Genomic DNA, 12,770 nt, shown 5'->3' with positions numbered 1-12,770 from the left:
CTGCTGGCCAGTCGTGTTTTTCGCGACATCTCTTGACGCTGGCGGTCCCTTCTGCCCATCTGAGCCGCACCACTTGCGCCGGATCCGGCCCCAAGCTCATGAGGCTTCCCATGCTGCCGCCGAACCAGCGACAGATCGTCGAGATCGAGAACGTGCCTGCGAAACCGCGCCGGTTCGTCTTTGTGCTGCTGGAGGATTTCACGCTGCTGTCCTTTGCCGCCGCCATGGATTGCCTGAGGCTGGCGAACCGGATGTCGGCGAAGAAGCTCTATGAATGGCGGGTTATCGGCGAGGGTGGCGCGACGGTTTCGTGCTCCACCGGGACGGTGTTCCAGCTTGACGGCGACCTAGACGAGCTGCACCGCGACGACACTGTGGTGCTGTGCGGCGGCGCCAACGTTCAGAAGGCCACGACCAAGCGGCTGATTTCCTGGCTGAGGCGCGAGGCGCGCCGCGGCCTGCATGTGGGCGGGCTGTGCACCGCCGCCTATCCCCTTGCAAAGGCAGGACTTCTGGACGGCAAGAAGGCCACGATCCACTGGGAGAACCAGGACAGCTTTTCGGAGGAATTCGAGGACGTCTTTTTGACCAAGTCGGTCTTTGCCATCGACGGGACGCGGATGACGACCGCCGGCGGGACGTCCTCCATCGACCTGTTCCTGCAGATCATCGCCAATGACCATGGCGAGGAACTGGCCAGCGCCGTGGCGGACCAGCAGATCTATTCCTCGATCCGCACCGACCAGGACACGCAGCGGCTGTCGGTGCCGACGCGGATCGGGGTGCGGCATCCGAAGCTGAGCCAGGTCATCCAGATGATGGAGAGCAACATCGAGGAGCCGATTTCCCCGGCCCTGCTGGCCAAGGACGTGGGCATGTCGACCCGGCAGCTCGAACGGCTGTTCCGCCGCTACCTGAACCGCTCGCCCAAGCGCTACTACATGGAACTGCGACTGCAGAAGGCGCGGAACCTCCTGATGCAGACCGACATGAGCGTGATCAACGTGGCGCTGGCCTGCGGCTTTGCCAGCCCCTCGCATTTCTCGAAGTGCTACCGCGCCCATTACGAGACGACGCCCTACCGTGAGCGCGGAACGCACGCGGCACGGCTGTCGGTCTGAACCGAGGTTAACGGGCCGTGCGTGGCGATGAACGCGGCGGGCGCGCACCACGGGTGGTGGCGCATCCGGCGCTTCGTTAACGGCTTTACCCGATCTTCATGCAGATGACCGCCGCGTTATGGGGTGAACCGGCCGGTTCGACCCCCTGAAACGGCCGGTTGGTAACCTTTTCACGCGGGCCCAGGGTGACGCTGCGTCAAAATCGGTTAACCGCGTCCCGGACGGGTGCATAACGCCCCGGAGACTTGTCCTTCCGCCCCGTTGCATGGCACCCCTGTCGCCATGATCCGGACTGACCGCCTTATCCTGCGCCATGCGCGGCCCGACGACCTCGAGGCGCTGCACGAGGCGTTTTCCGACCCGCGCGCCATGCGCTACTGGAGCGGCCCGGCGCATCACGACATCGCGCAGACCGGACGCATCCTGAAGACCCTGATCGCCCCGGACCCGGACCGGCAGGAGGAATACGTCCTCGAATGCGACGGGCGCTGCATCGGCAAGGCCGGGGTCTGGCACAGGCCGGAGGTCGGCTACATGGTGGTGCCCGCCTTCTGGGGGCGCGGCTTTGCCTTCGAGGCGCTGTCCGCCATCCTGCCGCGCGCCTTTGCGCGGTGGCCGGAGCAGGCGCATCTGACGGCGGAACTGGACCCGAGGAACGAGGCCTCCTCCCGGCTGCTGGAGAAGCTGGGCTTCATCTGCACCGGGGTGGAGGAGAAGAACTTCCTCTATGGCGGGGTCGAGTGGACGGATACGGCGTATTACCGGCTCGACCGCCCGGATCAGCCTTCGGGCACCAGCCTGTAGAGACCGCCCTCGTATTCCGAGAGGAACCACAGCAGGCCATCCGGCCCCTGCCCCACGTCGCGGATGCGGCCCGTGTCGGAGAGGTCGATCTGTTCCACCTCTGTCATCGAGTCGCCTGCGAGGCGGGCGATGTAGTCGAACTTCAGCGAGCCGACGAAGGCGTTGCCTTGCCAGTCCGACACGGCGCCATCGTAGAACACCATGCCGGAGGGCGCGATGGAGGGGTCCCAGTAGTGGACGGGCTGTTCCATGCCGTCCTGCGCCGTGCCCTCGCCGATCTTTGCGCCACTGTAATGACGGCCGTAGGAGATGACGGGCCAGCCGTAGTTGGCGCCCTTCTGCACCCGGTTGACCTCATCCCCGCCCTGCGCGCCGTGTTCGTTGACCCAGAGCTGGCCGGAGGCGTCCATCGCCGCGCCCTGCGGGTTGCGGTGGCCGTAGGACCAGATCTCGGGCTGCGCGCCGTCCTGCCCGACAAAGGGGTTGTCAGGGGGCACGCTGCCGTCGCGGTTGATGCGGATCACCGAGCCGTTGTGGCGGGACAGGTCCTGCGCGGCAGGCCGGTCGCCGCGTTCGCCGATGGTGACGAAGAGTGTGTCCCCCGGCCCTTCGACAAGGCGGGAGCCGAAGTGCCGCCCGGTGCTGTCGCCCGGGGCCATCTCGAAGATCACCTCGCCCCCTTCCAGCGCGGTGCCGTCGTCGGAGAGGGTGGCGCGGTAGACCGCCGTGCCCGCGCCGCGGCCCTGCGCCTTGGCGTAGCTCAGGAAGAGCGTGCGGTTGTTTGAGAAATCGCTTGGCACGAGGATGTCGAGCAGGCCACCCTGCCCGCCCACCGCGATGTCGCCCGGCAGGCCGGAGACACGGGTGGCGCTGCCGCCCCGGACCGACAGGAGGCTGCCGCCGATCTCCGTGATCAGGATGGTGCCGTCGGGCAGCGTGTCGAAGGCCCACGGCCCGTCGAGCCCCTGCACCACCGGCTGGACGGTCATCGGCCCGGCGGCGGTGTCTATGGTCTGGCCCGCCGTCTGGGCCGTCGTCTGGGCCAGCGCGGGCTGGCAGAGGATGAGGGTCAGAAGTCCGGTGTGGGTCAACGCGCGCATGTGCTGCCTCCTGGGCTTGGGTCCTTTCCTCGAAGTGGGCCGTTTCCGGGACCGAGCAAGACTGTTCACGCTGCGATTTCCCATACGTGACCTTCTGGCGGGGCTTTTCATTTCCCGATCCGCCGCATAGCCTTTGCGCTGGACAACAGATCCAACACGGGAGTTGAACAATGAAAAAACTGCTTCTTGCCGCGTCTGCAGCCGCCCTTGCTTCTGGGGCCGCCCACGCCGAGAGCCACATGTCCGAAGTCAAGATCGGGATCATCCTGGGCTTCACCGGGCCGATCGAATCCATCACGCCGGCCATGGCCGACAGCGCCGAGCTGGCGCTGACCGAAGTGAACGAGAGCGGCATGTTCCTTGACGGCATGACGCTGGCACCGGTGCGCGCGGATTCGACCTGCGTCGACGCTGCCGCCGCAACCGCCGCCGCCGAGCGTCTGGTGACCTCCGAGGGCGTCGTGGCGATCATGGGCGCGGACTGCTCCGGCGTGACCGGCGCCGTGCTGTCCAACGTGGCCGTGCCGAACGGCATCCCGATGGTGTCGCCGTCCGCGACCTCTCCGGCGCTGTCGACCGCCGAGGACAACGGCCTGTTCTTCCGCACCGCGCCGTCCGATGCGCGCCAGGGTGCGGTGATCGCCGAGATCCTGAAGGAAAAGGGCATCTCCTCGGTCGCGGTGACCTACACCAACAACGACTACGGCAAGGGCCTGGCCGATGCCTTCGCGGAGAACTTCGAGGGCGAAGTGACCCTGTCCGCGCCGCATGACGACGGCAAGGCGGACTATTCCGCCGAGATCGGCGCGCTGGCGTCTGCCGGCGGCGACGCGCTGGCGGTGTTCGGCTACACCGACCAGGGCGGCAAGGGCATGATCCAGGCGTCCTACGACACCGGTGCCTTCGACATGTACATCATGGGCGACGGCATGTACGGCGACACGCTGTTCTCCGAGCAGTCCGACGCGCTGGAAGGCTCCTTCGGGACCTCGCCCTGGGCACAGGGCGAAGGCGCGGAAGCGTTCGACAAGGTGGCCGGCGATGCGGGCATCGACGCGGCGTCCTCCTATACCCGCGAATCCTACGACGCGGCGGCGCTGATCGCGCTGGCGATGGCGAAGGGCGGCGAGGCGACCTCCGAAGCCGTGGCCGCGAACCTGATGGATGTGGCCAACGCCCCCGGCGAGCCGATCCTGCCGGGTGAGCTGGGCAAGGCGCTGGAAATCCTGAAGAACGGCGGCGACATCGACTACGTCGGTGCATCCGGCGTCGAGCTGATCGGTGAAGGCGAAGCGGCGGGTTCGTACCGTCACTACACCGTCACCGGCGGCGCGGCAGAGACCGTCGAGTTCAAGTAAGCCAGGGCGAAACTTGGGGCCGTCCGGAATTTTTCCGTGCGGCTTCAATGCTTTATGGGGCGCACTTGATGTGCGTGCCACGGGGGACGTTCATTGATAAAGGTGGAGAACCTGCACCGTCATTTCGGTGCCTTCCGCGCCGTGGACGGCGCTTCGCTGGAGATCGCCAAGGGGTCGATCACGGGCCTCGTGGGGCCGAACGGCGCGGGCAAGACGACGCTGTTCAACGTGATCGCGGGCGCGCTGCCGCCGACCTCGGGCAAGGTGACGATGGACGGCGAGGACATCACCGGCCTGCCGCCGCACGAGCTGTTCCACAAGGGGCTGCTCCGGACCTTCCAGATCGCGCATGAATTCTCGTCCATGACCTGCCGCGAGAACCTGATGATGGTTCCGGGCGGGCAGTCGGGCGAGACGCTGTGGAACACCTGGATCGGCCGCAAGCGCATCGCCGAGGAAGAGCGCGCGCTGCGCAGGATGGCCGACGAAGTGCTTGATTTCCTGACAATCTCGCATCTGGCCGATCATCCCGCCGGGGCCATTTCCGGCGGCCAGAAGAAGCTGCTGGAGCTGGGGCGGACGATGATGGTGGATGCCAAGATCGTCTTCCTCGACGAGGTGGGCGCGGGCGTGAACCGCACGCTCCTGAACACCATCGCCGACACCATCGTGCGGCTGAACCGCGAGCGCGGCTATACCTTCTGCGTGATCGAGCACGACATGGATTTCATCGGCCGCATCTGCGACCCGGTGATCGTCATGGCGGAAGGCAAGAAGCTGGCCGAGGGCACGCTGGACGAGATCAAGGCCAACGAGCAGGTGATCGAGGCCTATCTGGGCACCGGCCTGAAGAACAAGGACAAGGTGGCGCAGGAATGAGGGCGGTTTTCGCAACACGCCGTCACCGGCGAAAGGCCTGCACCGGCGGCACGGGCGCCGTCTGCGCGGCCGGGCACCTGCACACGACGGATACCGGGGGGCGCGCATGAGTGGCGAGGACGGGTTCTACCAGGACGACCGCGGCAACCACGATGCGTCGATCACCCGGCGCGGCGGCGAGGGCACGGTCGATCCGACCCGGCGCTCCGGCGCGGTGACGGATGCGCCCGGCGGGCCGTTCCTGATCGGCGACAGCATGACCGGCGGCTACGGCAAGGGGCCGGACATCCTGCACGACTGCACCATCGCCGTCGAAAAGGGCGAGATCGCGGTGATCGTCGGCCCCAACGGCGCGGGCAAGTCCACGGCGATGAAGGCGGTCTTCGGCATGCTGGACGTGCGGTCGGGCGCCGTGCGGCTGGACGGCCACGACATCACCCAGCTGACGCCGCAGGACCGGGTGGCGCGGGGCATGGGGTTCGTGCCGCAGACCTCGAACATCTTCACCTCGATGACGGTGGAAGAGAACCTGGAGATGGGCGCCTTCATCCGCACCGACGATTACCGGACCACGATGGAGCAGGTCTACGACCTGTTCCCGATCCTGCGCGAGAAGCGCCGCCAGCCGGCGGGCGAGCTGTCGGGCGGGCAGCGGCAGCAGGTGGCCGTGGGCCGCGCGCTGATGACCAAGCCCACCGTCCTGATGCTGGACGAGCCGACGGCGGGCGTGTCGCCCATCGTGATGGACGAGCTTTTCGACCGGATCATCGAGGTGGCGCGCACCGGCATCTCCATCCTGATGGTGGAGCAGAACGCCCGGCAGGCGCTGGAGATCGCGGACAAGGGCTATGTCCTGGTGCAGGGTGCCAACGCCTACACCGGCACGGGCCGCGAACTGCTCGCCGACCCCGAAGTGCGCAAGAGCTTTCTCGGGGGGTGACGGTTTGAGTATTTGCAAAGCAGAGAAGCTGGGCGCGCTGGCGCTGATCGTCGCCGCCCTGCCCGTCTTTGCGCAGGAGCATGGCGGGGGTGCTGGCGGTGAGGCTGGCGAGGATACCGGCACGATGCTGACCGTGACCGATGCGCCGGTGCAGGAGGACATCCGCCTCGCGTGCCGGTTCGAACGCGAGTGTTACGAGGACGAGGCCTGCAGCGACGGCGGCTTTGCGCCCCTGCTGGACGCCCGTGCCGGCGGGATGGACCCGTCCGTGATGATGGTGGAGGCGAACCTGATCGCCGATGCCGGGACGGTCTTCATGGTGGGGGCGAAGGACGGCGGGCGGCTGTCGCTGTCCGGCGGCGACTTCGACGCGCGCCACCTCTTGACGATCTCCGAGGCGGGCGACGTGCGCTACACGGTGCATTACGCGGAGGGGCCGATGATGGTGAGCTACCTCGGACGCTGCGAGGCGGCGGAATGAGGGCGGCGTGGCAACCGGTTTCCGGGGGCGTAGCGCCCGTGCACATGCCCGCGGCCCGCGCGGGCGCGGCGCGGCCGTCCGGCATGGACGCTGAGACCGTCGGGCGGCCCCTGCGGGCCTTCGCCCTCTTTGAAAACGGCGCGTTCCACTTGGGCGCGCGCAACGACCTTGAGAGGCCGGGCCCGACCGGCTTAGGGGGCGTCACGCTGTACCGCACCTGCGACATGGAGGGATTGTCCTGATGGACCTGCTGAACGCTTTGGTGGCGCTGTCGAACTTCGTGCTGATCCCGGCCATCGCCTATGGCAGCCAGCTTGCGCTGGGCGCGCTGGGGGTGACGCTGATCTACGGCATCCTGCGGTTTTCCAACTTCGCCCATGGCGACACGATGGCCTTCGGCACGATGGTGACGATCCTCGTGACCTGGCTGTTCCAGAGCTGGGGGATCGGGCTGGGCCCGCTGCCCACGGCGCTGCTGGCCATACCCTTCGGGATCGCAGGGACGGCGGTGCTGGTGCTGCTGACCGACCGGGTGGTCTATCGCTTCTACCGGGCGCAGAAGGCCAAGCCGATCATCTTCGTCATGGTCTCGATCGGGGTGATGTTCATCTACAACGGGCTGACGCGCTTCGTTCTGGGGGCGGACGACCAGATCTTTGCCGATGGCGAGCGGTTCATCATCTCGGCCGGCGACTTCAAGCGCGCCACGGGCCTGGCCGAAGGGCTGGGCCTGAAGACGACGCAGGCGATCACGGTGGTGGTGGCGGTCGTCGTGGTGGCGGTGCTGTTCTGGTTCCTGAACCGCACGCGCACCGGCAAGTCGATGCGCGCCTATTCCGACAACGAGGACCTGGCGCTCCTGTCCGGCATCAACCCCGAGCGGGTGGTGATGGTGACATGGCTGATCGTGGCCGGGCTGATCACCGTGGCGGGCGTGCTTTACGGGCTCGACAAGTCGTACAAGCCCTTCACCTACTTCCAGCTCCTGCTGCCGATCTTCGCCTCGGCCATCGTGGGCGGGCTGGGTTCGCCGCTGGGCGCCATCGCGGGCGGGTTTGTCATCGCGTTCAGCGAGGTGGGCATCACCTACGCATGGAAGAAGGTGCTGGGCTACATGATGCCCGAGGCGCTGGAGCCCTCCGGCCTCGTGCAGCTCCTGGCCACCGAATACAAGTTCGCGGTCAGCTTCATGATCCTGGTGATCGTCCTGCTGTTCCGCCCCACGGGCCTCTTCAAGGGGAAATCGGTATGAACCAGTCGTTGAAGACCGTCCTTCTCTTCGCTCTCGTGGCCGGGCTGATCCTGTTCACCGGCTTCTACCAGAGCTGGAACACCGCGCTTGTGATCCTGAACATGGGGCTGGTCAGCGCGATCATGGCGCTGGGCGTGAACCTGCAGTGGGGCATCGCCGGGCTGTTCAACGTGGGTGTCATGGGCTTCGTCGCGCTGGGCGGGCTTGCGGTGGTGCTGACCTCCGTCTCGCCGGTGCCGGAGGCCTGGGCCGCGGGCGGGCCGCGGGCGCTTCTGGCGCTGGTGGTGGGCACCGCGGTCATCGCCGTCTCGGCCATGCTGTGGAAGCGGTCGCGCAAAGGCTGGCTGGTGGCGCTGGTGCTGATCGCAGGCTTCTTCCTTTATCGCTGGGTGCGGGACGACGCGGTCAATGCCATCGAGGCGGTGAACCCCGCGGGCACCGGATTCCTAGGGGGGCTGGGCCTGCCGGTGGTGCTGGCCTGGCCGATGGGCGGCCTGCTGGCGGCCGGCGCGGCCTGGGTGATCGGCAAGACGGCGCTGGGGCTGCGGTCCGACTACCTCGCCATCGCGACGCTGGGCATCTCCGAGATCATCATCGCGATCATGAAGAACGAGGAGTGGCTGTCGCGCGGCGTGAAGAACGTCAACGGCCTGCCCCGCCCCGTCCCCTACGAGACCGACCTGCAGGCCGATCCGGCCTTTGTCGAGCAGGCGGCGGGCCTTGGCCTCGATCCGGCGACGGCCTCGACGATCTACGTGAAGCTCGGCTATTCGCTGATGTTCGCCGCCGTGCTGGTCGTGCTGCTGGTGCTGGCGCAGCTGGCGCTGAAATCGCCCTGGGGCCGGATGATGCGGGCGATCCGCGACAACGAGGTCTCGGCCCGCGCGATGGGCAAGGACGTGACCTACCGCCACCTGCAGGTCTTTGTGCTGGGGTCCGCGATCTGCGGGATCGCCGGGGCGATGATGACCACGCTCGACGGGCAGCTGACGCCCACGACCTACCAGCCGCTGCGCTACACCTTCCTGATCTGGGTGATGGTCATCGTCGGCGGTTCGGGCAACAACCTGGGCGCCGTGCTGGGCGGCATGCTGATCTGGTTCTTCTGGGTGCAGGTGGAGCCGCTGGGCCAGTCGCTGATGTCGCTTCTGACCGCGGGCATGGCGGACGGGTCCTGGCTGAAGGCGCATCTGCTGGATTCGGTGCAGCACATGCGGCTTCTGACCATGGGGGTGATCCTGCTCTTGGTGCTGCGCTTCAGCCCGAGGGGCCTGCTGCCCGAACGGTGACGGCGCCGGTGGCGTCATAGTCAGCAAGAGACATGATTTGTCGCAAACGGAGGCCGGCGCGGGGATGAATCCTTCGCGCCGGTGGCCTTTGGCCTGTAGGCTGCGGGAAGGTCCGAACCCCGACGCGCGAAAGGTCATCCCATGCTTCAGGTCCTTGCTACGATCTGGGCGCTGCTGATCGGCATCGTCTTCATCATGCTGGGCAACGGCATGCATTTCACCCTGATCGGCCTGCGCGGCGGGATCGAGGGGTTTTCGGCGGGCGAGCTGGCCATCGTCACCTCGGGCTATTTCATGGGGTTCCTGTCGGGCGCGCGGTTTGCCCCGGTGCTGATCCGGCGGGTCGGACACGTGCGGGTCTTTGCGGCGCTCGGCAGCTTCATGTCCGCCGGGCTGATCGCCCTGACCCTGCTGGCGGAGCCGTGGGCCTGGACGATCCTGCGGGTGATCCTCGGCTTCTGCATGTCCGGGATCTATGTCGCCGCCGAAAGCTGGCTGAACAACGCCGCCACCAACGAGACGCGCGGCAAGGTGCTGTCGGCCTACATGATCGCCCAGACGCTGGGGATCATCGGTGCGCAGGGTCTGCTGACGCTGGGCGACGCGGGCACGGCGGCGCTGTTCATCGGGGCGTCGATCCTTGTGTCGATCTCCTTCGCGCCGATCCTGCTCAGCATCTCGCCCGCGCCGGTGGTCGAGGTGGCAAAGCCCATGTCGCTGAGGCAGCTCTTCGTCAGCTCGCCGCTGGGCGTTGTGGGCACCTTCCTGCTGGGCGGGCTCTACGCCACGCAGTCGGGGATGGGCGCGGTCTTTGGCACGCAGATCGGCATGTCGGCCAACCTGATCTCGCTGTTCATCGCGATGCTGTTTGCCGGGGCGCTGGTGCTGCAATACCCGTTCGGCTGGCTGTCGGACCGCATGGACCGCCGCAAGCTGATCTTCGGCGCGGCGGTGGTGGGCGCCGCCGCCTGCCTGCTGGGCTGGGGCTACGGCACGGACCGCCGGGCACTGATGGCCGCGGCCTTTCTGGCCGGAGGCGTCACGACGCCGCTTTACGCGCTGTTCCTGGCCTATACCAACGACTTCCTGACGACCGAGGAGATGCCCGCGGCCTCCGGCGGGCTTGTGTTCACCTTCGGGCTGGGCGCCATCGCCGGGCCGCTGATCACCGGCTGGGCGATGCAGGGCTTCGGGCCCTTCGCCTTCTGGCTTGTGCTGGCGGTGACCTTCGGGGCCGTGGCGCTCTACGCGCTCTACCGCATGGCACAGCGCGCGGTGACGCCGGTTGCGGAGACCGACAGCTACCTCGGCGTCCTGCCCATGTCCTCGCCGGTCGCGGTGGAGGCCGCGGGCGCCTGGGCCGCCGAACAGGCAGAGGCGGAACGCGAGGCAGAGGGCGAGACCGTGCCGGGGTGAGGGCGGCATGCGGCCGCCCGCTGCAATCTGCGCGCTTACCAGGTTATGTCGATGACACGCCCGTCGCTTATCTCGCAACGGCCGACACCGCCGGACGAGGTCATTCCGCTGCTGTCAGCGTAATTCATTTCACATCTCATGCTCGAGCCCTTGTCTCCCAGCAGGACGGCAACGAAATTGCCGCTGGAGGTGGTCGTGAACACGTTCTGCACACCGTTTCCGGTGAAGACATTTCCGATGCCGCTTGTCGCACCGACATCGACGGCGTGACCGCTGAACTTCTCTCCGTCAATCGTTGTGGTGTAGAAATCGCGATCCATGCCCTGTTCGTATTCGAACACCACGGGCGTGCCCTCTCCACGGATCACGCCCTGCATGGTACCACTGCATGCAGTCAGCAGCACAAGCATCGAAATACTTACGGAAAATCTGGAAACGTTCATTGGTCTTTCGTCTTTCGGAAATCGTCCTCGGCGAGGACTTCGCACACCAAATTTCCGGAAAGGTCTCGGAAAAACAATAGGTGTCGTGAGCCCTTTCGGTCCGTGTTTCCTATCTGCAACCAGACCGTCACAAACCCCGTTCTCGGGATACCTTCGCCGCCCCTACCCCAGCGTCACGTCGAGGAACATCATCAGCACCAGTCCGACGATGAAGCCCAGTGTCGCCTTGTCCTGATGGCCATGACGGTGGGTTTCGGGGACGATCTCGTGGCTGATGATGAACAGCATGGCGCCTGCCGCGAAGGTCAGGCCCCAAGGCAGGAGCGAGGCGGAGACGCTGACCGCCGCCGCGCCGAGGCCCGCGCCCACGATCTCCACCGCGCCGGTCATTGCCGTGACGCCGAGCGCCTTCCAGCGGGAATAGCCGAGGCCGGTCAGGGCGACGGCGACGGCCAGCCCCTCGGGGATGTCCTGAAGCGAGATGCCGGTCATCACCGACAGGCCCTTGGCCTGGTCGACGCCGAAGGCCACGCCGATGGACAGGCCCTCGGGGAAGTTGTGGATGGTGATCGCGAGGATGAAGAGCCAGATGCGCGCGACCGTGGCCTTGTCGGCGCCGCCTTCCGGGCCGGACTTGAAGTGTTCATGCGGGATCTTGGCGTTCAGCAGCCAGACGAACCCCGCGCCGAGCGACACGCCCGCCGCCGCGATGGCCGCCGCGAGCCAGACGGAGCCGGTCTGCTCCTGCGCGCGTTCGATCCCCGGCAGGATCAGCGAGAAATAGGCCGCCGACAGCATGACGCCCGCGGCAAAGCCCAGCATCAGGTCGGAGGTGGCGCGGGTCATCCGCTTGCCGATCACGGCGGGAATGGCGCCCGAGGTGGTGGCCAGCGCGGCAATCGCGCCGCCAAGGAGGGCTGTGGCGAGGGGGGTCATCTTGTCTCCGGTGTCGCGCAGGAGGTGGCGCAAAGCGGTCGGAGGGCAAGCTGCATCCTGTGTGTCCGCGTTCAGGCCAGCGAGGTGACCCAGAGGATCGTCGCATCCTCCGGCGAGACCGAGACGACGTTGTGCCCCATGGTCGCGTCGTAATAGGCGCTGTCGCCGCGCTTCATCTCCACCGGCTCGTAGAACTCGGTGTAAAGGCGGACCACCCCGGTCAGAACGTAGAGGAATTCCTCGCCGTCGTGGCGCACCCAGCCGTCGAATTCCTCCAGCGTGCGGGCGCGGACGCGGGCGCGGTAGGGCAGCATCTTCTTGCGGCTGAGCGATTCCGCCAGCAGGTCGTGTTCGTAGGTGGCGGTGGCGAGGTGCCGGCCCTCTTCCACGCGGGTCACCGCCATGCGGCCGTTGGCCTGCGCCTGGACGGGCGGCGTGAAGAGCTGCGGGACGGAGATTTCCAGCCCCGTGGCCAGCTTCTTCAGCGCGTCGTAGGTGGGCGACATCTGCCCGTTCTCGATCTTCGACAGCGTGGAGCGGGCGAGCCCGGCCTTCTTCGCCGCCTGTTCGAGCGTCCAGTCCTTTTCCTTGCGGAGTTCGCGTACCCGGAGGCCGAGGTCGAGCGGCTCTGCCACCGTCTCGGGGCCGGTTTCGCGCGCGATGCGGATCAGGGATTTCGGGTCGTTGGACATGGCTTGGATGACGGCCTCCGGTGTGGCGCCCTTCTATAGGAGCGCGGGGCCACCCTTGC

General features: G+C 66.9%; 13 protein-coding genes. 9 read left to right on the top strand and 4 right to left on the bottom strand.

Going from position 1 to position 12,770, the window contains the following annotated elements:
- Positions 1 to 110 precede the first annotated feature (110 nt).
- Both ACU0DV_RS16765 and ACU0DV_RS16760 read left to right on the top strand, forming a co-directional pair.
- A complete protein-coding gene (locus tag ACU0DV_RS16765) occupies positions 111 to 1,121 on the top strand; it encodes a GlxA family transcriptional regulator (RefSeq protein ID WP_100930643.1) in 1,011 nt (336 codons plus the stop codon).
- Between the two features lie 282 nt (positions 1,122 to 1,403).
- Entirely contained in the window at positions 1,404 to 1,925 is a 522-nt protein-coding gene (locus tag ACU0DV_RS16760) for a GNAT family N-acetyltransferase (protein ID WP_446242313.1), read from the top strand.
- On the opposite strand, the gene ACU0DV_RS16755 is transcribed toward ACU0DV_RS16760, so the two are convergent.
- Positions 1,901 to 3,025: a PQQ-dependent sugar dehydrogenase gene (locus ACU0DV_RS16755; protein WP_446242312.1), complete on the bottom strand. Its 1,125-nt coding sequence runs from the start codon at positions 3,023 to 3,025 to the stop codon at positions 1,901 to 1,903. The genes ACU0DV_RS16760 and ACU0DV_RS16755 overlap by 25 nt on opposite strands.
- A gap of 170 nt (positions 3,026 to 3,195) precedes the next feature.
- On the opposite strand from ACU0DV_RS16755, the gene ACU0DV_RS16750 reads away from it, so the two are divergent.
- The 7 genes from ACU0DV_RS16750 to ACU0DV_RS16720 all read left to right on the top strand — a co-directional run bounded on the left by ACU0DV_RS16750 (position 3,196) and on the right by ACU0DV_RS16720 (position 10,640).
- The gene (locus ACU0DV_RS16750) at positions 3,196 to 4,383 is read left to right on the top strand and encodes an ABC transporter substrate-binding protein (protein ID WP_100930646.1); all 1,188 of its coding nucleotides are present in this window, start codon (positions 3,196 to 3,198) and stop codon (positions 4,381 to 4,383) included.
- A gap of 93 nt (positions 4,384 to 4,476) precedes the next feature.
- A complete protein-coding gene (locus ACU0DV_RS16745; protein WP_100930647.1) occupies positions 4,477 to 5,262 on the top strand; it encodes an ABC transporter ATP-binding protein in 786 nt (261 codons plus the stop codon).
- Between the two features lie 106 nt (positions 5,263 to 5,368).
- The gene (locus ACU0DV_RS16740; protein ID WP_446242311.1) at positions 5,369 to 6,202 is read left to right on the top strand and encodes an ABC transporter ATP-binding protein; all 834 of its coding nucleotides are present in this window, start codon (positions 5,369 to 5,371) and stop codon (positions 6,200 to 6,202) included.
- 4 nt (positions 6,203 to 6,206) lie between these two features.
- On the top strand, positions 6,207 to 6,683 hold the full coding sequence (locus tag ACU0DV_RS16735; protein ID WP_446242310.1) for a hypothetical protein: 477 nt from the start codon (positions 6,207 to 6,209) through the stop codon (positions 6,681 to 6,683).
- Positions 6,684 to 6,924: 241 nt separating this feature from the next.
- Entirely contained in the window at positions 6,925 to 7,935 is a 1,011-nt protein-coding gene (locus ACU0DV_RS16730) for a branched-chain amino acid ABC transporter permease (protein WP_100930651.1), read from the top strand.
- Positions 7,932 to 9,224: a branched-chain amino acid ABC transporter permease gene (locus tag ACU0DV_RS16725; protein WP_446242309.1), complete on the top strand. Its 1,293-nt coding sequence runs from the start codon at positions 7,932 to 7,934 to the stop codon at positions 9,222 to 9,224. The genes ACU0DV_RS16730 and ACU0DV_RS16725 overlap by 4 nt, the downstream gene beginning before the upstream one ends.
- A 141-nt stretch (positions 9,225 to 9,365) precedes the next feature.
- Positions 9,366 to 10,640 carry an MFS transporter gene (locus ACU0DV_RS16720; protein WP_446242308.1) on the top strand — a complete coding sequence of 425 codons (1,275 nt, stop codon included), beginning with the start codon at positions 9,366 to 9,368 and terminating at the stop codon, positions 10,638 to 10,640.
- 35 nt (positions 10,641 to 10,675) lie between these two features.
- Here the strand turns inward: ACU0DV_RS16720 and ACU0DV_RS16715 are convergent, their stop codons facing one another.
- From ACU0DV_RS16715 to ACU0DV_RS16705, 3 genes are all read right to left on the bottom strand, one after another.
- On the bottom strand, positions 10,676 to 11,083 hold the full coding sequence (locus ACU0DV_RS16715) for a hypothetical protein (protein ID WP_157815074.1): 408 nt from the start codon (positions 11,081 to 11,083) through the stop codon (positions 10,676 to 10,678).
- A gap of 162 nt (positions 11,084 to 11,245) precedes the next feature.
- On the bottom strand, positions 11,246 to 12,019 hold the full coding sequence (locus tag ACU0DV_RS16710; protein ID WP_446242307.1) for a ZIP family metal transporter: 774 nt from the start codon (positions 12,017 to 12,019) through the stop codon (positions 11,246 to 11,248).
- A gap of 71 nt (positions 12,020 to 12,090) precedes the next feature.
- Positions 12,091 to 12,711, bottom strand: a complete 621-nt coding sequence (locus ACU0DV_RS16705; RefSeq protein ID WP_100930654.1) for a helix-turn-helix domain-containing protein — start codon at positions 12,709 to 12,711, stop codon at positions 12,091 to 12,093.
- Positions 12,712 to 12,770 lie beyond the last annotated feature (59 nt).

Source organism: Sagittula sp., from assembly GCF_052825245.1.
Note: the sequence above shows the minus strand (reverse complement) of the source record. Positions and strands in the feature narration are given on the sequence as shown.